The sequence below is a fragment of the Micromonospora sp. M42 genome (assembly GCF_000568915.1).
In the GTDB taxonomy this organism is placed as follows: Bacteria; Actinomycetota; Actinomycetes; order Mycobacteriales; family Micromonosporaceae; genus Micromonospora; species Micromonospora chalcea.
Genome location: NZ_KK037233.1, coordinates 5,241,173 through 5,263,492, shown reverse-complemented (window position 1 = coordinate 5,263,492; position 22,320 = coordinate 5,241,173). Strand labels below are relative to the sequence as shown.

General features: G+C 71.4%; 21 protein-coding genes and 1 pseudogene. 13 read left to right on the top strand and 9 right to left on the bottom strand.

The annotated features are described in order from the left end of the window. Positions 1 to 215: GNAT family N-acetyltransferase (locus tag MCBG_RS34345; protein ID WP_223201313.1), on the top strand; the 215-nt coding region annotated here is incomplete at its 5' end. 12 nt (positions 216 to 227) lie between these two features. Here MCBG_RS34345 and MCBG_RS24325 read toward each other — a convergent pair. The 3 genes from MCBG_RS24325 to mshB form a co-directional block, all read right to left on the bottom strand. After that, complete coding sequence (locus tag MCBG_RS24325) at positions 228 to 692, bottom strand: hypothetical protein (protein WP_043328434.1); 465 nt, start codon at positions 690 to 692, stop codon at positions 228 to 230. An 85-nt stretch (positions 693 to 777) separates the two neighbouring features. Next, a complete protein-coding gene (locus MCBG_RS24320; RefSeq protein WP_043328433.1) occupies positions 778 to 1,272 on the bottom strand; it encodes a hypothetical protein in 495 nt (164 codons plus the stop codon). Next, positions 1,269 to 2,192 (bottom strand): N-acetyl-1-D-myo-inositol-2-amino-2-deoxy-alpha-D-glucopyranoside deacetylase, encoded by a 924-nt coding sequence (gene mshB, locus MCBG_RS24315; RefSeq protein ID WP_176722736.1) that lies wholly within the window; start codon positions 2,190 to 2,192, stop codon positions 1,269 to 1,271. Before mshB ends, MCBG_RS24320 begins: the two co-directional genes overlap by 4 nt. A gap of 85 nt (positions 2,193 to 2,277) precedes the next feature. Here mshB and MCBG_RS24310 point away from each other — a divergent pair, with 85 nt between their 5' ends. Continuing rightward, positions 2,278 to 4,422 carry a prolyl oligopeptidase family serine peptidase gene (locus MCBG_RS24310; protein ID WP_043328429.1) on the top strand — a complete coding sequence of 715 codons (2,145 nt, stop codon included), beginning with the start codon at positions 2,278 to 2,280 and terminating at the stop codon, positions 4,420 to 4,422. A gap of 84 nt (positions 4,423 to 4,506) precedes the next feature. Here MCBG_RS24310 and MCBG_RS24305 read toward each other — a convergent pair whose 3' ends face one another. The 5 genes from MCBG_RS24305 to MCBG_RS24285 all read right to left on the bottom strand — a co-directional run bounded on the left by MCBG_RS24305 (position 4,507) and on the right by MCBG_RS24285 (position 10,483). After that, positions 4,507 to 6,252 carry an ABC transporter substrate-binding protein gene (locus MCBG_RS24305; protein ID WP_043328427.1) on the bottom strand — a complete coding sequence of 582 codons (1,746 nt, stop codon included), beginning with the start codon at positions 6,250 to 6,252 and terminating at the stop codon, positions 4,507 to 4,509. A gap of 107 nt (positions 6,253 to 6,359) precedes the next feature. Next, the gene (locus MCBG_RS24300; protein ID WP_043328426.1) at positions 6,360 to 7,346 is read right to left on the bottom strand and encodes an ABC transporter permease; all 987 of its coding nucleotides are present in this window, start codon (positions 7,344 to 7,346) and stop codon (positions 6,360 to 6,362) included. 13 nt (positions 7,347 to 7,359) lie between these two features. Continuing rightward, positions 7,360 to 8,364: an ABC transporter permease gene (locus MCBG_RS24295; RefSeq protein ID WP_043328424.1), complete on the bottom strand. Its 1,005-nt coding sequence runs from the start codon at positions 8,362 to 8,364 to the stop codon at positions 7,360 to 7,362. Next, on the bottom strand, positions 8,361 to 9,383 hold the full coding sequence (locus MCBG_RS24290; protein WP_043328422.1) for an ABC transporter ATP-binding protein: 1,023 nt from the start codon (positions 9,381 to 9,383) through the stop codon (positions 8,361 to 8,363). The genes MCBG_RS24295 and MCBG_RS24290 overlap by 4 nt, the downstream gene beginning before the upstream one ends. Next, positions 9,380 to 10,483 carry an ABC transporter ATP-binding protein gene (locus MCBG_RS24285; protein WP_043328420.1) on the bottom strand — a complete coding sequence of 368 codons (1,104 nt, stop codon included), beginning with the start codon at positions 10,481 to 10,483 and terminating at the stop codon, positions 9,380 to 9,382. Before MCBG_RS24285 ends, MCBG_RS24290 begins: the two co-directional genes overlap by 4 nt. A 240-nt stretch (positions 10,484 to 10,723) precedes the next feature. On the opposite strand from MCBG_RS24285, the gene MCBG_RS24280 reads away from it, so the two are divergent. The 6 genes and pseudogenes from MCBG_RS24280 (at position 10,724) to MCBG_RS24255 (ending at position 18,424) form a co-directional block, all read left to right on the top strand. Continuing rightward, the gene (locus tag MCBG_RS24280; RefSeq protein ID WP_043330945.1) at positions 10,724 to 11,272 is read left to right on the top strand and encodes a Uma2 family endonuclease; all 549 of its coding nucleotides are present in this window, start codon (positions 10,724 to 10,726) and stop codon (positions 11,270 to 11,272) included. Positions 11,273 to 11,419: 147 nt separating this feature from the next. Next, positions 11,420 to 12,856, top strand: a complete 1,437-nt coding sequence (locus MCBG_RS24275) for a TldD/PmbA family protein (protein ID WP_043328418.1) — start codon at positions 11,420 to 11,422, stop codon at positions 12,854 to 12,856. Between the two features lie 76 nt (positions 12,857 to 12,932). After that, positions 12,933 to 14,342, top strand: a pseudogene (locus MCBG_RS24270) (TldD/PmbA family protein). Positions 14,343 to 14,570: 228 nt separating this feature from the next. After that, the gene (locus MCBG_RS24265) at positions 14,571 to 15,392 is read left to right on the top strand and encodes a hypothetical protein (protein ID WP_043328416.1); all 822 of its coding nucleotides are present in this window, start codon (positions 14,571 to 14,573) and stop codon (positions 15,390 to 15,392) included. Between the two features lie 10 nt (positions 15,393 to 15,402). Beyond that, on the top strand, positions 15,403 to 17,325 hold the full coding sequence (locus MCBG_RS24260; RefSeq protein ID WP_043328415.1) for a fumarate reductase/succinate dehydrogenase flavoprotein subunit: 1,923 nt from the start codon (positions 15,403 to 15,405) through the stop codon (positions 17,323 to 17,325). Continuing rightward, positions 17,315 to 18,424: a succinate dehydrogenase/fumarate reductase iron-sulfur subunit gene (locus tag MCBG_RS24255; protein WP_043328414.1), complete on the top strand. Its 1,110-nt coding sequence runs from the start codon at positions 17,315 to 17,317 to the stop codon at positions 18,422 to 18,424. The genes MCBG_RS24260 and MCBG_RS24255 overlap by 11 nt, the downstream gene beginning before the upstream one ends. An 80-nt stretch (positions 18,425 to 18,504) precedes the next feature. Here the strand turns inward: MCBG_RS24255 and MCBG_RS24250 are convergent, their stop codons facing one another. After that, a complete protein-coding gene (locus tag MCBG_RS24250) occupies positions 18,505 to 18,948 on the bottom strand; it encodes a (deoxy)nucleoside triphosphate pyrophosphohydrolase (protein WP_181373769.1) in 444 nt (147 codons plus the stop codon). Positions 18,949 to 19,132: 184 nt separating this feature from the next. Here MCBG_RS24250 and MCBG_RS24245 point away from each other — a divergent pair, with 184 nt between their 5' ends. From MCBG_RS24245 to MCBG_RS24225, 5 genes are all read left to right on the top strand, one after another. Beyond that, positions 19,133 to 19,441 (top strand): 4a-hydroxytetrahydrobiopterin dehydratase, encoded by a 309-nt coding sequence (locus tag MCBG_RS24245; RefSeq protein WP_018784696.1) that lies wholly within the window; start codon positions 19,133 to 19,135, stop codon positions 19,439 to 19,441. Positions 19,442 to 19,472: 31 nt separating this feature from the next. After that, on the top strand, positions 19,473 to 19,835 hold the full coding sequence (locus tag MCBG_RS24240; protein ID WP_018784695.1) for a PH domain-containing protein: 363 nt from the start codon (positions 19,473 to 19,475) through the stop codon (positions 19,833 to 19,835). 23 nt (positions 19,836 to 19,858) lie between these two features. Then, entirely contained in the window at positions 19,859 to 20,572 is a 714-nt protein-coding gene (locus tag MCBG_RS24235) for a SanA/YdcF family protein (protein WP_043328410.1), read from the top strand. Between the two features lie 206 nt (positions 20,573 to 20,778). After that, positions 20,779 to 21,510, top strand: a complete 732-nt coding sequence (locus MCBG_RS24230) for a class I SAM-dependent methyltransferase (RefSeq protein WP_043328408.1) — start codon at positions 20,779 to 20,781, stop codon at positions 21,508 to 21,510. Positions 21,511 to 21,594: 84 nt separating this feature from the next. Then, positions 21,595 to 22,089 (top strand): GNAT family N-acetyltransferase, encoded by a 495-nt coding sequence (locus MCBG_RS24225; RefSeq protein ID WP_043328407.1) that lies wholly within the window; start codon positions 21,595 to 21,597, stop codon positions 22,087 to 22,089. Positions 22,090 to 22,320 lie beyond the last annotated feature (231 nt).

Here is a 22,320-nt window from a genome sequence, read left to right as displayed (position 1 = left end):
TCGGCGTCAGCCTGCTCGAAGTGCTGCCCGAGGCGCGTCGGCGCGGATTCGCCGTCGCGGTCGTCCGCGCCCTGGCCCGCTGGGGCGCGGCCGAGGGCGCCACGCGGGCGTTCCTCCAGGTGGAGCAGAGCAACACCGGCGCGGTCGAGCTCTACCGCCGGCTCGGGTTCACCACCCACCACACCTACCTGACCCGGGTCGCCCCGGCCGCCTGAACGGCCGGAGGGTCAGCGCCGGACGACCCGGCGCGGCCGGGACCGCTTCATCTCGGCGTACCGCTTGAGCTGCCGGGACCGGTAGTCCCGGCCGAGCGCGGTGAGGATCAGGTAGCCGACCAGCACACCGGCGGCGGTGGCGGCGAGATAGAGCCAGATCTGGGCGAAGAAGAGACCGGCGCCACCGCCGAACGGGTTCTCCCCGACCACCAGCGGACCGACGAACACGGTGAGCGCCAGCGCCACCCCCACCGCGGCGGCCAGGTCACCGGCCAGGCGGCCGAGCGGACGGTCGGCCCCCCACCGGAACGCGACGCCCGCCAGGATCAGCCCGATCACCAGGAACATCGCCAGCGACACCCGGTCGGACGCGGCGTCGTCGTCCGGGAACGCGAATCTGGTGACCAGCCGGGCCACCACGTTCACCGCGAACAACGCGGCCGCCAGCACTCCGACCGCACGCCACCGCTGACCCATCGCACGCCTCCCGCCGTACCGCCCGCTCCCTCGGCGGGCCTCTGGCAGGAATGTCTACCACCGTCGCCTGTGTGGCGTCAGCACCTCACCGGACAGGGGGCGGCGTCACCAGGTGCCGGAAACCGACCACCGCGAACGTGACCGCGCCGGCCACGATCAGCGCCAGGCCGAGCACGTTGTCGCCGACCAGCGCGAGATCACCCTCGACGGTCCGGACACCGCCCGCCACGATCACCACGAACCACGGCAGCGCGGCCAGCACGACCGCCCAGCGGCCCCCCGTCGACCGGTGCCCGAACGAGCCCAGCAGCACCGTCGCCGCCACCACCACCGGCACGCCGACGACCACCGCGCCCACCCCGACCAGCGCCTGCGCCGCGCCGGAACGGCCCTGCACCAGCTCCCAGGCCCAGGTCGAGAAGATCAGTTCGAGCAGCGCGAGCAGCACGCCGCCCCAGACCGTCAGCACGCCGCCGGTCACCCGCAGCGCGCGGTCGAGCGTCCGCTCCGCCCGGCTCGGCGGCGCGGCCTCCGGTGGCGGCTCGGCAACTGTCGACACGGGTACGGCTGGCAGCGTCACCGGACACCGGCCGCCGCGACCGGGGACCGATCCGCGGCGTCCGGGGCGATCCCGGCGAAGAGGTCGTCCTCCCAGCCGTACGGGCCATGGCCGGGCCCCTTCTCGCCCACCGCGAGCGTGAAGTACTCGACGCCCATGAACTCGCCGCCGAAGTTGCCGGCGATCGAGTAGAGCCACGAGTTGGCCGGGATCTGGGTGGCGTGGGCCCGCATCGCCGCCTCCTTGGCGGCGTGCTGCTCGGTGCCGTCGATCCGGGCGGCGATCTCCGCGTCCGGCGTGCCGAACGGCAGCTCGTCGGCGCTCTCGATGCCGGCGAACGGGTTGTCCGAGGACTCGGTGAACGTCTCCAGCCCGGCGTCGAGCACGCTGCGCGGCATGGCCGTCCAGTAGACCTTCGCCGGGGCGATCCCCTCGGCCGCGGCCAGCTCCACGCCGCGCATCGCCACCCGGTGCGCCTGGATGTGGTCCGGGTGGCCGTAGAAGCCGTTCGGGTCGTACGTGACGAGCACCTGGGGACGGACCTCGCGGATGACCTCCAGCAGGTGCCCGGCGGCGACGTCCAGGTCGGCCTGCCAGAACGCCCGCGGGTGCTCGTTGGTGGCCATGCCCATCATGCCCGAGTCGCGGTAGCGGCCCGCGCCGCCGAGGAACCGGTGGTCGGTGACGCCGAGCGCGGCGCAGGCGTCGGCCAGCTCGCCGATCCGGTAGCCGCCGAGCTGGTCCGCCTCGGCCGCGCAGAGCTGGGCCAGCGCCGGGACGTGGATCTCGCCCTCCTCGCCCAGCGTGCAGGTGACGAGCGTGACGTGGGCGCCGGTGGCGGCGTAGTGCGCCATCGTCGCGCCGGTGCCGATCGACTCGTCGTCGGGATGCGCGTGGACCAGCAGAAGGCGTCGGTCGGGCAGCGTCGTCACGCCCGTCACTCTAACCGGCGGTCCTGCCCGCTCGACGGTGATGCGTCCGCTCAGGTCGGCCACATCACCTCCGGCGCGCGCCTACGCTGCAGGCGTGGACTTTCCCGAGCTGGCCGCCCGTACCCGTCGGTTCAGCCACGGGGCGCCGCGCGCCGTCACCGTCTCCGGCGACGGCGCCCGGGTCGTCTTCCTGCGCTCCGCGGGACCGGAGGACCCGGCCGACGCGCTCTGGCTGCTCGACATCGACAGCGGCGAGGAACGCCTGGTCGCCGACCCGGCGGTGCTGCTGGGCGCGGACGCCGATCCGGCCCGCCTGTCCCCGGGTGAGCGGGCGCTGCGCGAGCGGCTGCGGCTCAGCTCCGGCGGCATCGGCTCGTACGCCCTGGACGCGGCCGGCCGGGTGGCCGCGTTCGCGCTGGCCGGGCGGCTGTTCCGGGCCGACCTGGTGCACGGCGACGTGGTCGAGGTGGCCACCGGCGGGCCGGTGATCGACCCCCGGCCCGACCCGACCGGCGAGCGGCTGGCCTACGTCACCGACGCCGCCGAGGGCGTACGCCGGGGCCAGCTGCGGGTGGTGGAGCCGGACGGTACCGACAACCTGCTCGCCGGTGAGGACAGCGGCGTGACCTGGGGGCTGGCCGAGCACATCGCCGCCGAGGAGTTCGACCGCTACCGCGGCTACTGGTGGGCGCCGGACGGGCGCAGCGTGCTGGCCGCCCGGGTCGACGAGTCCCGGCTGGAACGCTGGTACCTGCACGACCCGGCCGACCCGGCGAGCCCGCCGACGTCGCTGGCGTACCCCGTCGCGGGTGGCCCGAACGCGGAGGTCAGCCTGCACCTGCTCGACCTCGACGGCGGCTGGGTCGACGTGCACTGGGACCGGGAGACCTACCCCTACCTGAGCTCGGCGGACTGGTCCGACGGCGGGCCGCTGATCACGGTGCTGCGCCGCTCGCAGCAGCACGGCCTGGTGCTGGCGGTGGACCCGCGCACCGGGGAGACGCAGGTGCACGCCGAGCTGGCCGACCCGCGCTGGGTGGAACCGATCCCCGGCACCCCCGCCCACCTGCCCGACGGGCGGGTGCTGGTCGGCGGCGAACTGGCCCACGACGGGTACGACGCACGCTGCCTGTTCGCCGACGGCACGCTGCTCACCCCGCCCTCGCTGTACGTGCGGCGGGTGGTCGGGCGGCTGCCGAACGGCCCGGGCACGACCGCGGACCTGCTGGTCGAGGCGAGTGAGGGTGAGCCGAGCCAGCGCCACCTCTACCGGGTGCGGACCACCATCGGCGGCGGCATGGACGCCCGCCGGATGGGCAGCGACCCCGGCTGGCACACCGCCTCGATCGGCGGCTCCACGCTGGCGGTGGGCATCGCGTCGCTGGAGCACCCCGGCGTGCGCTGGCGCGTCTGGCACGGCGACCGCGAGGTGGGTGAGCTGCGCTCGCTGGCCGCCACCTGCTCGTACGCGCCGCGCCCGACGATGGTCCGGGTCACCGACCGGCGGCTGCCAAGCGCGGTGCTCTACCCGGCCGAGCACGTCAAAGGCACCCGGCTGCCGGTGCTGCTGGACATCTACGGCGGCCCCGGCCACCAGGAGGTGGTGGCGGCCCGCAGCGTCTGGCTGGAGCGGCAGTGGTGGGCCGAGCAGGGCTTCGCGGTGGTCACCATCGACAACCGGGGCACCCCCGGCATCGCGCCTTCGTTCGAGAAGGCGATCCACCGCCGGGTCGCCGACGTGATCCTCACCGACCAGGTGGACGCGCTCACCGCGCTCGCCGACAAGCACCCCGACCTGGACCTGGAACGGGTGGCGGTGCGCGGCTGGTCGTTCGGCGGCTGGCTGGCCGGGCTCGCGGTGCTGCGCCACCCGGAGTTGTTCAAGTGCGCGATCGTCGGCGCGCCGGTCACCGACTGGGCGCTGTACGACACCGCGTACAGCGAGCGCTACCTCGGCATGCCCGACGACGGCATGGACGTCTACGCCCACCACTCGCTGGTCGAGCTGGCCGCCGAGCCGCTCGGCGACCCGGCGCAGGCCCGGCCGATGCTGCTGGTGCACGGCCTGGCCGACGACAACGTGCTGGCCGCGCACACGCTGCGGCTGTCCGCGGCGCTGCTGGCGACGGGCCGGCCGCACGCGGTGCTGCCGCTGACCGGGGCGAGCCACCTGGCCGCGGGCGGGGTGTCCGAGCGCCTGCTCCGGCTGGAGCTGGACTTCCTCCGCCGCTACTTGTAAGGAAGGGCCCCCTGTTAACGCCTGCGGTAGAGGAAGGGCCCCCTATTAACGCCGCGCGTTAACAAGGGGCCCTTCCTTGCAGAGCTACTGCTTGACGTACGCGTTGACGAAGCTGGGCCAGCCGAAGATGCTGCCGATGAAGATGCCACCGGCCTTCTCGCCGTGCGCCACGGAGACCACCTCGTTGTAGAGCGGCACCGCCGGCGCGGACTCCTTCATCAGCTTCTCGTCCAGCTTGCTCCACTCCTCGGCCTGCTTGGCCGGGTCGAGGGCCAGCACCCGGTCGAACTCGGCGTTGATCGCCTCGTTGTTGAGCTGGGACGTGTTGCTGTTGCCCTCGGCCTTGAGGCTGCGGCCGTCGAAGAGCACCGGCAGGATCGAGGCGCCGCTGGGCCAGTCGGCCGCCCACGAGTCGACCCACAGGTCCCACGGGTTGCTCTTCTTCTTCACGAAGTCGAGGTAGCCGTCCTCGGGGATCGGCTTGACGGTGACCGTGAAGCCGGCCTTCTCCAGCGCGTTCTTGACCTGGGTGGCGGTCTCCTGCGAGGCGGTGTCGTCGGAGGTGCCGAGCACCAGGTTCACCGACTTGCCGCCCAGCGTCTCCTTCGCCTTCGCCGGGTCGCCGCTCTCACCGGCCGGGTACGCGTCGAACTTCTTGTACCCGAGCGTGGTCGGGGGCAGCAGCGTGGTCAGCGGCACCGCGCCGTACGGGCCGCCGAGGTTCTTGGTGATGCTGCTGCGGTCGATCGCGTAGTTGATCGCCTGCCGCACGGACAGGTCGGTGACCCGGGTGGTGTTGATGCTCAGCCGGTAGGCGTTGGGCGTCGCCGCGACGATCATCCGCGCCTTGAGCGCCGGGTCGCCGGTCACCTTCGCGATCAGCTCGGGCGGCACGCCACCGGTGGCGACCGCCGCCGCGTCGTTGCCGGTGCCGGCGAGGACGCGGTTGGTCTGGGTGGTGTTGTCCGAGCCGAGCGACCAGACGAACTTGTCCGGGTACGCGTGCCGCACCGGGTCGGTGGCCGGGTCCCAGTTCGTGTTGCGCTCCAGCACCATCTCCACGCCGGGCTGGATCTTGGTGAACCGGTACGGCCCGGACGAGAACGGCATGTTGTCCAGGTTGACGCCGGTGTCCTTGTCCGGCGGCAGCGGCGCGGTGGCCGGCAGCGACACCGCGAACGGCAGGTCGCAGCGGGGCTTGTTGAACTCGAAGCGCAGCGTGCGCGGGTCCGGCGTGGTCAGGCCGGGCGGCAGCGAGGTCTTGTTCTTCTTGAAGTCCCACTTGGTGTCGTACTGCGGGCTGTCGGCCAGCCACTCCTGCAGGTAGGTGGGGCCGCCGGTCAGGTCCGGGTCGAACGAGCGGGCGATGCCGTACGCGATCTCCTTGGAGGTGATCGGGCGGCCGTCCTCGAACTTGACGCCCTCCTTGATCGTGAACTCCCAGACCTTGCAGTCGTTGTTCACGTTCTTGCCGGGCGTCTCGGCGAGGTCGCCGACCAGCGTGACGTTGCCCTTGCCGTCGTCCTTGAAGGTGGTGAGGAACCGGGCGTAGAGCTGGCTGCCCATCAGGCCGGCGAACGAGTAGACCCGCTGCGGGTCCAGGTGGGAGATCTTGCTCTCGCGCAGGATGTAGAAGGTTCCGCCCTTGGCCGCGCCGGGCACCTCGGCCGCCGGGCCGAGCGAGTCCTTCGGGTCGGTCGCGATGGCGCCGCTGCGGGGCTTGTTCGTGTCCGCGGTGTCGCCGTTGTCGCCGGTGTTCTTGCTGCACGCACTGAGGGCGACCACCAGTGCCATCGCACCGCCCACGGCGGTGGCGAGTCTTGCTCGCATACTCAACTCCTCGGGTCCGATGAAGGAAAGCTTCGCCTAGCTTTCACTCGCGGTAAATTTCGAGCAGATAACGGGGGCACAACGATCGACCACCGGCGACGCCCGGATCAGCCCAGACGCACCCGTGGATCGATGAACGCGTACAGCAGGTCGACCACGATGTTCGCCACCACCACGAACAGCGCCGACACCAGGACGGTGGCCATGATGGTCGGCAGGTCGCCCTGGCGTACCGCCTCCACCGCCGTACGCCCCAGCCCCTGGATGCCGAACGTCGTCTCGGTGATGACGGTGCCGCCCAGTGCCGCGCCCACGTCGAGCCCGGCGATCGTCACGATCGGCGTGATCGCGGCGCGCAGCGCGTGCCGTCCGTACACATTGCGTTTCGCCACGCCCTTGGCCCGCGCGGTCCGCACGAAGTCCTCGGAGAGCGTCTCCAGCATCTGCGCCCGGGACAGCCGCGCGTAGATCGCGGAGAAGAGCAGCGCGAGCGTCACCCACGCCAGCACCAGGCCGCGCGCCCATTCGATCGGGTTCTCCAGGAACGGCACGTAGCGGGGTGTCGGCAGGATCTTCAGCGAGTACACGAAGACCAGCAGCAGCACGGCGCCGACGAAGTAGAGCTGCAGCGAGGCGAACGTCAGCGTCAACCCGATCGAGATGCGGTCGAGCAGCGACCCCCGCCGCAGCGCGGAGATCATCCCGAGCCCCACGCCGAGCGCCAGCCAGAGCACCGCCGCCGGGAGCACGATGTTCAGCGTCACCGGCAGCACCCGGGCGAACGTGTCGGTCACCGCCTCGCTGTTGACGTACGAGTAGCCGAGGCAGGGCGCCTCGCACTTGCCGCCCTGCGCGCTGCCCAGGTCACGGCCGACGAAGATGCCCTTCATGTAGTTGACGTACTGCGTCGGCTTCGGGTCGTTGAGCCCCAGCTCCGTGCGTACCCGCTCCAGCCGCTCGGCGTTGCAGTTCTTCGGGCACATGCCGGTCACCGGGTCGCGGGGCAGCGCGAAGAACATGAGGAAACTGACGATGCTCACCGCGAGCAGCACCGAGACCGCGAGCAGCAGCCGCTTCAGCAGAAACCGCACCATGTCGTCGAACCCCCTACCGTGACGACTTCGGGTCGAGCGCGTCGCGCAGCGCGTCGCCGAAGAGGTTGAACGCCAGCACGAGCGCGAAGATGGTGATGCCGGGGAAGAAGACGTACGCCGGGTCGGTCTGCAGGTAGTCGATGCTGCGGTAGATCATCCGGCCGAAGCTCGGCACCGACTCGGGCAGTCCGACGCCGAGGAAGGACAGCGCCGCCTCGCCCGTGACGTACGACGGCACGGCGAGCGAGAACGCCACCAGGATCGGGGCCCAGATGTTCGGCAGCAACTGCCGGAACAGCATGTGCCCGAGCCCGGCGCCGCTGGCCCGCGCCGCCTCCACGAACTCCCGTTCGCGCAGCGACACCACCTGGCCCCGGACGAGCCGGGCCGTGCCGGTCCAGCCGAACGCGGCGAAGACCACGATCAGCGTGGTCACCGCGAACCACGTCGGCACCGCGTCCCGGGGGCCGTAGAAGCGCAGCGAGAACGTCGGCACCACGGCCAGCGCGAAGATGAGGAACGGCAACGCCAGCGCGACGTCGGTGATCCAGCTGATCACCGAGTCGACCACGCCGCCCAGGAAGCCGGCGACGATCCCGAGCACCACGCCGATGGTCGTGGTGACCAGCGCGGCGCCGAGCGCGATCAGCAGCGACGTCCGGATGCCGTAGATCATCCGGATGAGGATGTCCCGGCCCAGGCCCGGTTCCAGCCCGAACCAGTGGTCACCGCTGACGCCGCCCACGTAGCCCAGCGGCATGCCGGTGGCGTCCAGCAGGTCACCGAACTGCTGGTTCGGCGACACGCCGTACAGCCGCTGGATCAGCGGCGCGGCCACCGCCGCCAGGATGAACAGGGCCAGCACGACACCGCTGACCATTGCGGTACGGTCGCGCCGCAGCCGGGCCCAGACGAGCTGGCCCGGTGAGCGGCCGACCAGCCGCTTCTTCTCGTCCGGCTCCTGATCGGAGGACTCGATCTCGGCGAGCGCCGCGCCCTCGACCGGCGACAGGCTCATTTCGACACCTCCACGGGTTCGCCGGTCGGCATGCCGACCGGTCCGCTCTCCGGGTAGTGGCAGGCGGTGAGCTGCCCGCCGCCGTCCCGGGTGGTCAACGCCGGTTCTTCGGTGGCGCAGTGGTCGGTGGCTTTCCAGCAGCGGGTACGGAAGCGGCAGCCCGATGGCGGGTTCAACGGGGTCGGGACGTCGCCGGTGAGGCGGATCCGTCCGGCGGGCCCGAGCGTGGTGACGTCCGGAATCGCCGACAGCAGGGCTCGGGTGTAGGGGTGCTGCGGCCGGGTGTAGATGTCGTCGCGGTCGCCGATTTCGACGATCTTGCCGAGATACATGACAGCGACGCGGTGGCAGAAGTGGCGGATGACGGCGAGGTCGTGGGCGATGAACACGAACGCCAGGTCCAGGTCGCGTTGCAGGTCGCGGAGCAGGTTGATGACCTGCGCCTGGATCGACACGTCCAGCGCCGAGACGGGTTCGTCGGCGACGATCAGCTTCGGTTTCAACGCCAGGGCGCGGGCGATGCCGATGCGCTGGCGCTGCCCGCCGGAGAACTCGTGCGGGTACCTGTTGTAGTGCTCCGGATTCAGCCCGACCAGTTCCAGCAACTCCTGGACCCGTTTTTTCACGCCGCCGGGCGGGTTGATGCCGTTGACCTGCAACGGCATCGCCACGATCCGCCCGACCGTGTGGCGCGGGTTCAGCGAGGCGTATGGGTCCTGGAAGATGATCTGCAGGTCCTGCCGCAGCGCGCGCAGCTCACGGCGTCCGCCGTGGGTGATGTCCCGCCCGGCGAACTCGATCGTCCCGGCGGTGGGTTCCAGCAGACGCACCAGCATCCGCCCGGTCGTGGTCTTCCCGCACCCGGACTCCCCGACCAGGCCGAGCGTCTCGCCCGGCCGCACGTCGAAGTCCAGCCCGTCGACCGCCCGCACCGCACCCGTGCTACGCAGGGCCTGCCGGACGGGGAAGTGCTTGGTCAGTCCCCGCACCGACAGCAGCGGCTCGGTCTCGGCGCTCATCGGGCCACCCCCACCTGCGCGACCTCGTCCCGGTAGATCCGCTCCCGGTCACCCGCCGGCAGATGGCAGGCGACCAGGTGACCCGGCACGCCGGCCTCCCGCAGCTCGGGCACCTCGGTGCGGGACCGGTCACCGTTCACACCGGCCCACCGGCACCGCGGATGGAACGCACACCCCGACGGCAGATTGATCAAGCTGGGCGGGTTGCCGGGGATCGGCACCAGGTCCGCGTCCGCGTCACCGTGCAACGACGGCACACTCGACAACAACCCCCACGTGTACGGATGCTGCGGCGCCCGCAACACCCGCTCCACACTCCCGTGCTCCACCGCCCGACCCGCATACATCACCAACACGTCATCAGCCACCTGAGACACCACACCCAGGTCATGCGTGATCAGAATGATCGCCGACCGGAACTCCGCCTGCAGATCCGCAAGCAGGTCCAGGATCTGCGCCTGCACCGTCACATCAAGCGCCGTCGTCGGCTCATCAGCGATCAACAGCTCCGGATCGTTCACCAGCGCCATCGCGATCATCGCCCGCTGCCGCATCCCACCCGAGAACTCATGCGGAAACTGATCGAACCGCTTCGCCGGCTGCGGAATCCCCACCCGGCCCAGCATGTCCACCGCCCGCGTCCGGGCCTCCCGCCGCCCGGCCCTCGGGTGGTGCACCCGGTACGCCTCCGCGATCTGCCGACCCACCGAGTAGTACGGATGCAACGCCGACAACGGATCCTGAAAGATCATCGCCATGTCCCGGCCCCGCAACCGACGAATCTCCTCCTCACCCAGACCCACCAACTGACGACCACCGACCGAGATCTCCCCGGAAATGGTCGTCCGCTTCACGTTGTGCAAACCCAGAATCGCCAGCGACGTCACGCTCTTACCGGAACCGGACTCCCCCACGATCCCCAGCGTGCGGCCCCGCTCGACGGCGAACGACACGCCGTCCACCGCCCGGACCACGCCGTCCTCGGTGTCGAACCGCACCCGCAGGTCCCGGACCTGGAGATAGGGCCCGTCGCCGGAGCGCTGCTCCGGCACCTCCGGGCGGTCCGGCTCCCCGGACGGCACCGCCTCCGACCTGCCCATTGACCGCCTCCCCTTCGGTGATGAAGAGAACCTACAGGAAAACCCAGGAGGCGAAAATAAGCTACATCGAGCGGTCTGTCAGCGGCCTGAGCGTAACGACTGGGTTTCCGTCTCGCACGCCCGTCACCTGGGACATCCACACTCGCGACTGGCCGTCGCGGCCTCATCGCCGCACCCGGAGTGCGACCATGGTCCCGGTGACGAAGGGACCATTCCTGTCGGCACGAGGTGGAGGCGACCATGACCGCGGCGGTGTTCGGCCACGACGGCCCGTGGACCGAAGAGGAGTACCTCGCCCTCGGCGAGACGCGGCAACGCGTCGAACTCTTCGACGGGAGCCTGCACGTGACACCGGCACCGACTCCGCGGCACCAGCGAATCCAGCGGAACCTCGGCAACCTGCTGGAGGCCGCGGCCCGGCACGTCGGCCTGGAACTGCTGGAGACGGTGAACGTCCGGCTCCGGCCAGGCCGCATACCGATTCCCGACCTGGTCGTCACCGAGCCGATCGACTTCGACCAGCCGATGATCGAGGCGCGGGACGTTCGGCTCGTGTGCGAGGTCATCTCACCTGGTAACGCGGCAACCGACAAGGTGCTCAAGATGCACTACTACGCCGCCGCGGGCATCGAGTGGTACCTGCTGGTGGAGCAGGAGACAGGCACGCTGCACCTCCACCGGCGGCAGGGTCGGCACTACCGGGAGGTGTCGGTGACAAAGCCCGGTTCCCTGCTGGAGCTGACCGAGCCCGTCCGCGCCACGATCCGGCCGGAGGATCTCGTCCCCTGACGGATGTCGGTGGGCTCGCCTAGGGTCGGCGCATGAGCGAGCGTCAGCGAGCGAATCATCGGGGCAGCGCAAAGGTGCCTCATGCCGGCACGCAGCGCAGCGGAGTGCCGGCATGAGCGAGCGTCAGCAGGGCAACGGAGTGCCAGCATGAGCGAGTTCGACGCGGCGACCGCTGCCGTCCAAGCCGCCCTGGACGCGGGCGCCCGCTACGCCGACGCCCGGGTCATGCACCGCCGCTACGAGTCGATGTCTGCGCGCAACGGCGACATCGAGGAGCTGAGCCAGGACGAGAGCATCGGGCTGGGCGTACGCGCGCTCGTCGGTTCGGGGTGGGGCTTCCACGCCGTACCCGATCTGTCCGACGCGGCGGCCCGCGACGCCGGCCGGCGCGCCGCGGCGATCGCCACCGCGAGCGCGCGGGTTCCCGGCCCGCCGATCGACCTGGTGCCTTCCGAGGCGGCGGTGGCGAGCTGGGCCTCGGAGTGCGCCGTCGACCCGCTCGGGGTGCCGCTGTCGGACAAGGGCGACCTGCTGGTCCGCGCCACCGCGACGATGCGCGAGCACGGCGCCGACCTGGCCGAAGGGCTCTACCAGATCTGGGACACCACGAAATGGTTCGTCTCCAGCGAGGGCCACCGGATCGACCAGCACATCCGGGAGTGCGGCGGCGGCATCTCGGCCACGTCGATCGGCGACGGCGAGACGCAGCGCCGGTCCTACCCGAGCTACCGCGGGCAGTACGGCACGACCGGCTGGGAGCTGGTCACCTCGCTGGACCTGGCCGCGCACGCCGCCCGGATCGCCGAGGAGTCCCGCGAGCTGCTCACCGCGCCGCTCTGCCCGGCCGGCGAGACCGATCTGATCCTCGGCGGCGAGCAGCTCGCGCTGCAGATCCACGAGTCGGTCGGGCACGCCATCGAGCTGGACCGCATCCTCGGCTGGGAGGCGGCGTTCGCCGGCACGTCCTGGCTCGACCTGGCCCGCCTCGGCTCGCTGCGCTACGGCTCGGAGCTGATGAACGTGACCATCGACCCGACCATCCCCGGGGCTCTGGGCAGCTTCGGCTACGACGACGAGGGCTCCCCCGCCGTGGCCCGGGACGCGGTCCGCGAGGGGCGGTGGGTCGGGGTGCTCGCCGGCCGGGACTCGGCCGCCGTCGCCGGCCTGGACTACGGCGGCAGCGTACGGGCCGACGGCTGGGCCCGGCTGCCGATGGTGCGGATGACGAACGTGGGCCTGGAACCCGGCCCGCACACGCTGGACGAGATCATCGCGGCCACCGACGACGGGGTGCTGATGGACATCAACCGGTCCTGGTCGATCGACGACAAGCGGCTCAACTTCCAGTTCGGCTGCGAGGTCGGCTGGGAGGTCAAGAACGGCCGCCGGGGGCGGATGCTGCGCAACCCGACGTACACCGGCATCGGGCCGGTCTTCTGGCGCTCGATGGACATGCTCTCCTCGGAGACGGTCGCCTGGGGCACGCCCAACTGCGGGAAGGGGCAGCCCGGCCAGGTCGGGCACACCGGCCATCCGGCCGCGCCGGCCCGGTTCCGCGGCGTCCGGGTGGGGGTGCGGGCATGAGCGAGCGCAGCGAGCGAATCAGCAGGCTCAGGGCGACAGTGCCTCATGACGGCACGGAGCGAAGCGGAGTGCCGGCATGAGCGCCGAACTGGGGATCGCCGCGGGGGTGGTGGACCTGGTCCGGCGTACGGCCGGTCCGGGCGCCGAGGCCGAGGTGCTGGTGACCCGCACCGACCTGGCCCTGACCCGGTTCGCCAACTCCTTCATCCATCAGAACGTGTCCGAGACCGGTGTCTCCGTACACCTGCGGTTGCACGTGGACGGGCGGACCGCGACCGGCAGCGGCAGCCGGGTCGACCCGACGGGCTGCCCGCCCTGGTCGAGCGGACCCGGGCCGCGGCCCGGCTCGCGCCGCCCGACCCGGCCTGGCCGGGACTGACCGCGCCGACGCCCGTGCCGTAACCGGCCCAGGCCACGACGAGGCCACCGCGTTCGCCTCGCCCGGCGAGCGGGCCGAGCGGGTACGCGCGTTCGTGGACGCGGTCGACGGGCTGGAGGCGCCGGCTACTGCCGCACCGCGTACCGGTCGGGGGCGTTCGCCAACTCGGCCGGGCACACGGCGGCCGGAAGCGCGGCCGAGGCGGCCATGGACGGCATCGCCCGCGCCGGCGCCGCGGACGGGGTGGCGCGGCTCTGCGCCGACCGGCTCGCCGACCTCGACGGGGCGGCGCTCGGCGCGCACGCGGCGGCGAAGGCACGGGCCGCGGCCGACCCGGTCGAGCTGCCGCCCGGGCACTACGAGGTGGTGCTCGAACCGGCCGCCGTCGCCGACCTGCTGCAGAACCTCGCCTGGTTCGGCTTCAACGGCAAGCGGTACGCCGAACGGCAGTCGTTCGCCGAGCCGGGCACCGCCCAGTTCGACCCGCTGGTGACGCTGGTGGACGACCCGCTGCACGCCGGTACTGTGCCGTTCGACCTGGAGGGCACGCCGCGGCGGGCGTTGCCGCTGGTCGAGGGCGGCATCACCGGGGCGGTGGCGTACGACAGGCGCGGCGGCGCGGAGGCGGGCAGCGGGTCGACCGGCCACGGCATGCCGGGTAGCGCGACGTTCGGGCCGATCCCGCACAACATCCGCCTGCTGGCGGATCCGGGCGTCGCCGATGCGGGCACGACAGTCGCGGCCGGGCCGGTGAGCGCTGGCGTCACCGGAGCGGTGGGCGACCCGGACACCGCCGCGCTGGTGGCCGGGATGCGGCGCGGGCTGCTGGTGAGCGACTTCTGGTACACGCGGGTGCTGGACCCGAAGCAGCTGGTGGTCACCGGGCTGACGCGCAACGGGGTGTGGCTGGTCGAGGACGGCGTGCCGACCCGGGCGGTGCGCGACTTCCGGTTCACCGAGTCGTACCCGCGGGCGCTGGGGCCGGGGCGGGTGCTGGGCCTGGGCCGGGCGCCGGTCCGGCAGCCGGGCCGGGTCGACGGGTCCTGGTACGAGGCGCCGACGCTGCGGCTGTCCTCCTGGCACTTCACCGGCGGCGCGTCCGGGTGATCCGGCGCGTCGCCGGGCGCACCCGCGGCGCCGGTCGGCGCACCGTTCGACCGACCCGCCACATTGATCATGAACTGACTCTTTCCAAGCTGCGGGACACACGGGACACTGCGTTGCGCGGCCGGGCCGTGAAGATCGGCGTAACGTGTGTCACTTAGCCGCACCGGTTCGCCGGTGTGGCCTCGTGCGTGCGCAAGACGTGACAGTGACGTCAGGGAGATGACTCGAATGACAACTACGTCGGCCAAGACGCCGAGATCGCAGCCGCGGGGAGGGCGGGCGCGCGCCGCCATCGCGGCGAAGACGTTGCGGACCGACCGGTGGTGGTTCGCTCCGCTGATCACCGTGGTCGGGCTCAGCGCGTGGGTCATCTACGCGACGGTCCGGGTCTTCATGCACAAGTGGTACTGGGTGGAGCAGTACCACTACCTGACACCGTTCTACTCCCCCTGTGTCACTGACCGCTGTGTCGAGGGCTCCTCGCACTTCGGCCAGTTCCTGCCCGGCTGGTGGATCATCCCGGACGCGGCGCTCACCCTGCCGTTCCTGCTGCTGTTCCGGCTGACCTGCTACTACTACCGCAAGGCGTACTACCGGTCGTTCTGGCTGTCGCCGCCGGCCTGCGCGGTGCCGGACGGTCACCAGTCGTACAGCGGTGAGACGCGGTTCCCGCTGCTCGGGCAGAACCTGCACCGCTACTTCTTCTACGCCGCCGCGATCATCTCGCTGATCAACACCTGGGACGCGATCCTGGCCTTCCACTCCCCCGACGGCTTCGGCTTCGGCCTGGGCAACATCATCCTGGTCGGCAACGTGGTGATGCTGTGGGCGTACACGATCTCCTGCCACTCCTGCCGCCACATCATCGGCGGGCGGCTCAAGCACTTCTCCAAGCACCCGATGCGCTACAAGGCGTGGACCGGGGTGTCCTGGTTGAACGTCCGGCACATGCAGCTCGCCTGGATCACCCTGGGCACCCTGGCGCTCACCGACTTCTACGTGATGGCGGTCGCCGCCGGCTGGATCAACGACCTGCGGTTCATCAACTGAGAGCCTGGACATGACTGAGACGCGAATCGAACGACACCACTACGACGTCGTCGTGATCGGGGCCGGCGGCGCCGGCCTGCGCGCGGCGATCGAGGCCCGGCTGGCCGGCAAGAAGACCGCGATCATCTCGAAGTCGCTGTTCGGCAAGGCGCACACGGTGATGGCCGAGGGCGGCGCCGCCGCCGCGATGGGCAACGTGAACTCGCGGGACAACTGGCAGGTGCATTTCCGGGACACCATGCGCGGCGGCAAGTTCCTGAACAACTTCCGGATGGCCGAGCTGCACGCCAAGGAGGCGCCGCAGCGGATCTGGGAGCTGGAGACGTACGGCGCGCTGTTCGACCGCACCAAGGACGGGAAGATCTCGCAGCGCAACTTCGGCGGCCACGAGTACCCGCGCCTGGCGCACGTCGGCGACCGGACCGGCCTGGAGCTGATCCGTACGCTTCAGCAGAAGATCGTCTCGCTCCAGCAGGAGGACAAGCAGGAGTTCGGCAGCTACGACGCGCGGATCCGGGTCTTCTCCGAGACCACGATCACCGAGCTGCTGCTCGACGGCGACCGCGTCGCCGGCGCGTTCGGCTACTACCGCGAGTCCGGCGAGTTCATCCTCTTCGAGGCGCCCGCCGTGGTGCTCGCCACCGGCGGCGTCGGACGGTCCTACAAGGTCACCTCGAACTCCTGGGAGTACACCGGGGACGGCCACGCGCTGGCGCTGCGCGCCGGGGCGACGCTGATCAACATGGAGTTCCTCCAGTTCCACCCGACCGGCATGGTCTGGCCGCCCTCGGTGAAGGGCATCCTGGTCACCGAGTCGGTGCGCGGCGACGGCGGGGTGCTGAAGAACTCCGAGGGCAAGCGGTTCATGTTCGACTACGTCCCGGACGTGTTCCGCAAGCAGTACGCGGAGACCGAGGAGGAGGCGGACCGCTGGTACACCGACCCGGACAACAACCGGCGTCCGCCGGAGCTGCTGCCCCGTGACGAGGTCGCCCGCGCGATCAACAGCGAGGTCAAGGAGGGCCGGGGTACGCCGGCCGGCGGCGTCTACCTGGACATCGCCTCCCGCAAGTCGGCCGAGGAGATCCGCCGCCGCCTCCCGTCGATGTACCACCAGTTCAAGGAGCTGGCCGACGTCGACATCACCAAGGAGCCGATGGAGGTCGGCCCGACCTGTCACTACGTGATGGGCGGCGTCGAGGTCGACCCGGACTCCGGCGCGGCGTACGGCACGGTGCGCGGGCTCTACGCCGCCGGTGAGGTGTCCGGCGGCATGCACGGCTCCAACCGGCTCGGCGGCAACTCCCTGTCCGACCTGCTGGTCTTCGGCAAGCGCGCGGGCGGGCACGCGGCCACGTACACCGATCAGCTCACCAGCCGCCCGGCGGTGTCGGTGGCGGCGGTGGAGGCCGCCGTGGAGACGGCGCTGGCGCCGTTGCAGCGCGACACCGGCGAGAGCCCGTACCAGCTCCAGCAGGACCTCCAGGCGGTGATGGGCGACCTGGTCGGCATCATCCGGCGCGAGGGCGAGCTCGCGGACGCCATGCGCCGGCTGGCCGAGCTGCGGGAGCGGGTGGCGAAGGTGAGCGCGGTCGGCGGCCGGCGCTACAACCCGGGCTGGCACCTGGCGCTGGACCTGCGCAACATGCTCGTGGTCTCGGAGTGCACCGCGATGGCGGCGCTGGAGCGGCAGGAGTCGCGCGGCGGGCACACCCGGGAGGACTACCCGGCGATGGACCCGAAGTGGCGGCGGGTCAACCTGGTCTGCTCGCTGGACGGGGACGCGGTCCGGCTGACCCACAAGCCGCTGCCGAAGATGCGGCCGGAGCTGATCGGGCTGTTCGACCGGGCCGAGCTGGCCAAGTACCTGACCGACGAGGAACTCGCCGAGTTCGACGCCCTCACCGAGGAGGCGAACACTGATGGGAAGTAAGCGCCAGTTCCGCATCTGGCGGGGCGACGAGACCGGCGGCGACCTGAAGGACTACACGGTCGAGGTGAACGAGGGCGAGGTGGTCCTCGACGTGATCCACCGGCTGCAGGCCACCGAGGCGCCGGACCTGGCGTGCCGGTGGAACTGCAAGGCCGGCAAGTGCGGCTCCTGCTCCATGGAGATCAACGGCAAGCCGCGGCTGGGCTGCATGACCCGGATGTCGACGTTCGAGGAGTCGGAGACCGTCACGGTCACCCCGCTGCGCACGTTCCCGGTGATCCGGGACCTGGTCACCGACGTCTCGTTCAACTACGAGAAGGCCCGGGAGACCCCGGCGTTCGCGCCGCCGGCCGACGTGGCGCCCGGCGACTACCGGATGCAGCAGGTCGACGTGGAGCGCTCGCAGGAGTTCCGCAAGTGCATCGAGTGCTTCCTGTGCCAGAACGTCTGCCACGTGATCCGGGACCACGAGGAGAACAAGCCGGCGTTCTCCGGCCCCCGGTTCTTCATCCGGGCGGCCGAGCTGGACATGCACCCGCTAGACGCGCGTACCGACCGCCGGGAGTACGCGCAGTCCGACATGGGACTCGGCTTCTGCAACATCACCAAGTGCTGCACCGAGGTCTGCCCCGAGCACATCAAGATCACCGACAACGGGATCATCCCCATGAAGGAACGGGTCGTCGACCGCAGGTACGATCCCCTTGTGTGGCTCGGTAACAAGATCTTCCGGAGGGGTCAGGTGCCTCAGACCAGCGCGACCAGCGGGCATTCCAGCGGTGCCGTCACGTCCGGAGGGGCGCACGGCGGGGCGCACGCGCACTCCGGCGGAACGCACTCGCACGGCGGGGTGCACTCGCACGCGGGCGGCTCGCACGACAGCGCCGCCGAGCGTCAGGCCCAGCAGGGCGTCAACTGGCACCGCGAGGTGCCGCACCCGACCGCCCCGGCGGTGGACGCCAACGGCAAGCTGCCGCTGACCGAACTGACGTTCAACCGGGCCGCCGCGCCGTCGCCGTTCGGCGACGACGTGACGTTCCCGCTGCCCCCGGAGCACCTCAACTTCGCCCACCCGCAGCAGGACGAGCCGAAGCACTGAACGACAGCACGACGACGGGGGCCAGCGGCACGCGCCGCCGGCCCCCGTCCCGTTTCGGCCCGCCTGTCCGGTCCGGAGCCTCAGTCGGACGCGGCGAGCAGCGGACGCAGCGCGGCCACGATCGGCACGTCGGCCGGAAGCCAGTCGACGCTGTCCAGCTCGGCGGCGGAGAGCCAGCGCAGCTCCGCGTGCTCCAGGGCCTTCGGCTGGTCGCCGTGCAGCAGGCGGGCGGCGTAGACGCGCAGCACGGACCGGCCGTGCGCCATCCGTACGTCACGGCCGACGCGGGCGCCGACAGCCACCCGTACGCCCAGCTCCTCGGCGCACTCGCGGGCCAGCGCGTCGGTCTCGGCCTCACCCGGCTCGACCTTCCCGCCGGGGAACTCCCACCGGCCCGCCACCTCGGGGGGCGCGGAGCGCTCGCACGCCAGCACCCGGCCGCCCTCGATGATCGCGGCCCCGACGACCACCCTCGGCTCCCGCCGGTCGGCGTGTCCGCCCCCGCTAATCCGTTCGGTCCGCACGGGCCACCAGCGTGCCAGATCAATCGGCGGTTTGGGTAGCTGCGTCGGCCGTCAGGTCAGCAGAACACGGAAGTGTGGGCGTGGACACACCATCTGAGTGGCGAGAGACTAGAGAGCGTCGACTGGGACACGGGATGGCGACGATTTGGCCACAAGCCGGCAACGACGCCTGGGAGGTGCGGTGATGCGCGTGCTGTTCAGCGGCCGTGCGAAGCACGACTACCTCAGCGACGCGCTCGCCCTGCTGTCGGGATGGACGCGCGAGGGCGAACAGATCCGCCGCACGATCGTCCTCGACGACACCCAGCACGCCGCGCTCACCGAACGGGTGGCGGTGGTCGCCGACGCGCTGCGGCTGCGCCCGGAGATCAGCCGCCGGGCCGATCGTACCCAGATCCGGCTGGGCCACGGCGACGGCGAGCCACTCACCGAGGGTGAGGTGCTGCTCGCGGCGCGCATCGAGGACGCGGTCCGCGCGGTCACCGAGCCCTGAGCGCTGGCGCGCCCCGCCTACCCTCAGATGCATGTCTGGCCCCACGTACGACCGCAAGGAACAGTTCCAGCAGATCCAGAGCGGGCTGCTGCCCGGTGAGCAGATCATCGCCGTCTACGACGCGGTGGGCACCGGCACCGGCTTCATCGGCCTGACCGACCGGCGGGTGATCATCCAGGACCGCTCCTTCGTCGGCAAGCGGTACGCCATCACCAGCATCCCGTACTCGAAGATCACCAGCGTGAGCGTGGTGAGCAACAAGTCCTGGGGCGGTTCGTTCTTCTCCACCGGGTCGATCGCCGTGCACGTCGGCACGCACACCTACGAGGTCGAGTTCCGGGGCGCGGAGAAGAGCCACCACGTGCACAACGTGATCCTGCACCACATCTCCTGACCCGCACTGGCACAATCGCCGCCATGCGAGGGCTGACGGCGCGCTGGCGGGCCTGGCGGGGCGACCGTCGCCGGGTCGTACGCCTGGTCCGCCGGCTCCTGGTGCTCGCCACGGCCGCCGTGGTGCTGCTGGGCGCCGCCACGATCGCCAGCGTGACCTGGGTCCGCGGCGCCGCCGAGGGTCGCCTGTTCGGCGCCGCGGACGTGCCCGAGACGCCGGTCGCGCTGGTGCTGGGCACCAAGGTGGACCCGGACGGCACCCCGGCGCCGTTCCTCGCCGGCCGGCTGGAGATCGCCCGCCAGTTGTACGCCGCCGGCAAGGTCAAGGTGCTCCTGCTCTCCGGCGACCACATGGACTGGGACTACGACGAGCCGGACGCGATGCGGCGCTGGCTCGTCGAGCGGGGCGTCCCGGCGGAGAAGACGGTGCTGGACCATGCCGGCTTCGACACGTACGACTCGTGCGTGCGCGCGCACCGCGTCTTCGGGGTCCGGCGGGCCACTGTGGTCACCCAGTCGTTCCACCTGCCGCGCGCGGTGGCGCTCTGCCGGGACGCCGGCATCGACACCGTCGGCGTCGGCGACGACACCGCCCGCCGGTACGCCGGCCAGTGGCGGATCAGCTCCACCCGGGAGCACGCCGCCTGCGTCAAGGCCGCCGTGGACGTGCTCAGCGGGCGCGAACCGGTGCACCTCGGCCGCCGGGAGACCGCTGTGGACGACGCGCTGCGGGCGTAATCCGGTTGTCGCCCCGGTCGGCTGCTGGTCTGCTGGACCCCTCGAAGCCGACCGGAGGGAGCACCGCCATGTCACACGCTGCGAAGCCCAACCGACCCGTCGTCACCCTTGCCGAAACGAGGCTTCGTGTTTCCGTACCCCATTCCGGCGGAGGTCGCTGACCTCGCGCCGCGTCCTGTCCCTTCCGCCCGGCGGGAGGGCGTGTGATGTCCGTCTTCGACGATCCCGGCTTGTTCGGCCGGCTCTGGGCCGACACCTACGACGGCCCCGGCAATCCCGACCCGGCCCCGGCCGTCGACTTCCTCGCACCGCTGGCCGAGGGCGGCCCGGTGCTCGAACTGGCGGTCGGCACCGGCCGGGTGGCCCTGCCGCTGGCCGCCCGCGGTCTGACCGTGGAGGGCGTCGAGGCGTCCCCGGAGATGGTCGCGCACCTGCGCGCCAAGCCGGGCGGCGCGGACCTGCCCGTGACCATCGGCGACATGGCGGACGTCCCGGTCGCCGGGCCGTACCGTCTGGTCTTCCTGGTGTTCAACACGCTGTTCAACCTGGTCTCCGAGGAACGCCAGGCGGCGTGCTTCCGCAACGTCGCCCGGGTGCTCGCGCCCGGCGGGGCGTTCGTCATCGAGACGTTCGTGCCCGACCCGGCGGACTTCGACCGGGACGAGCAGGTCCAGGTGCGGGAGGTGACCGAGGACTCGGCCACCATCCGCGTGCACCGGTACGACCGCGCGGCGCAGACGTTCGTGCGGCAGACCGTCACGTTCGACGCCTCCGGCGTGCACCTGAAGCCGTTCGCCATGCGCTACGCCTGGCCGGATCAGGTCGACGAGCTGGCGGAGCGGGCCGGGCTGCGGCTCACCGAGCGGTACGCCGACTGGGACCGGTCGCCGTTCGACGCGGACAGCCGCTCGCACATCTCCGTCTACCGGCGGCGGTAGCGCTCACGTCGAGGGGCCGGGCGTCGTCCCGGCCCCTCGACGCGCGACTACGCTGACGACCGCCGGTCCGGACAGGGGGAACCGATGACTGTCACCGTCGTCGCGATGGACGACTCGCACGCCAACGCCGTGCTGGAGATCTACCGTCTGGGCATCGCCGAGGGCAACGCCACGTTCGAGACCGAGCCGCCGGACTGGGCGCGGTTCACCGCCACCCGGCTGCCCGGCCACCGCTGGGTGGCGCTCGACGAGGCAGGCGACGTGCTCGGCTGGGTGGCCTGCTCCGCTGTCTCCGACCGCTGCGTCTACGCCGGTGTGGTCGAGCACTCCGTCTACGTGCACCCGCGGGGGCGCGGGCGCGGGGTCGGCCGGGCGCTGCTGGAGGCGCTGATCGCCTCGACCGAGGCGGCCGGGATCTGGACCATCCAGTCCGGCGTGTTCCCGGAGAACACGGCGAGTCTCGCGCTGCACGCGACGTGCGGCTTCCGCGTCGTCGGCACCCGCGAGCGGGTGGGCCGCCACTACGGCACCTGGCGCGACGTGACCCTGATCGAACGCCGCAGCCCCGCAGTCACCTGACGCTCCCCCGCCCCGCCCGCCCCGCCCCGGTCCCGCCCCGGCCCGCCCGGTGATCAAGGAGTTTGTGTCCGGTCGGCGCGGTCCGGGAGACATAAACCCCTTGATCACCGGGTGAGGTCGCGGCAGGACACGCTCCAGGATCAGGTCAACCATCTGCCGGAACTCGGGGAGCTTGCGGCCGAAGATCGGGCTGTCCCCCGCGACCTCACCGCCGTTGACGAGCGTCGCGGC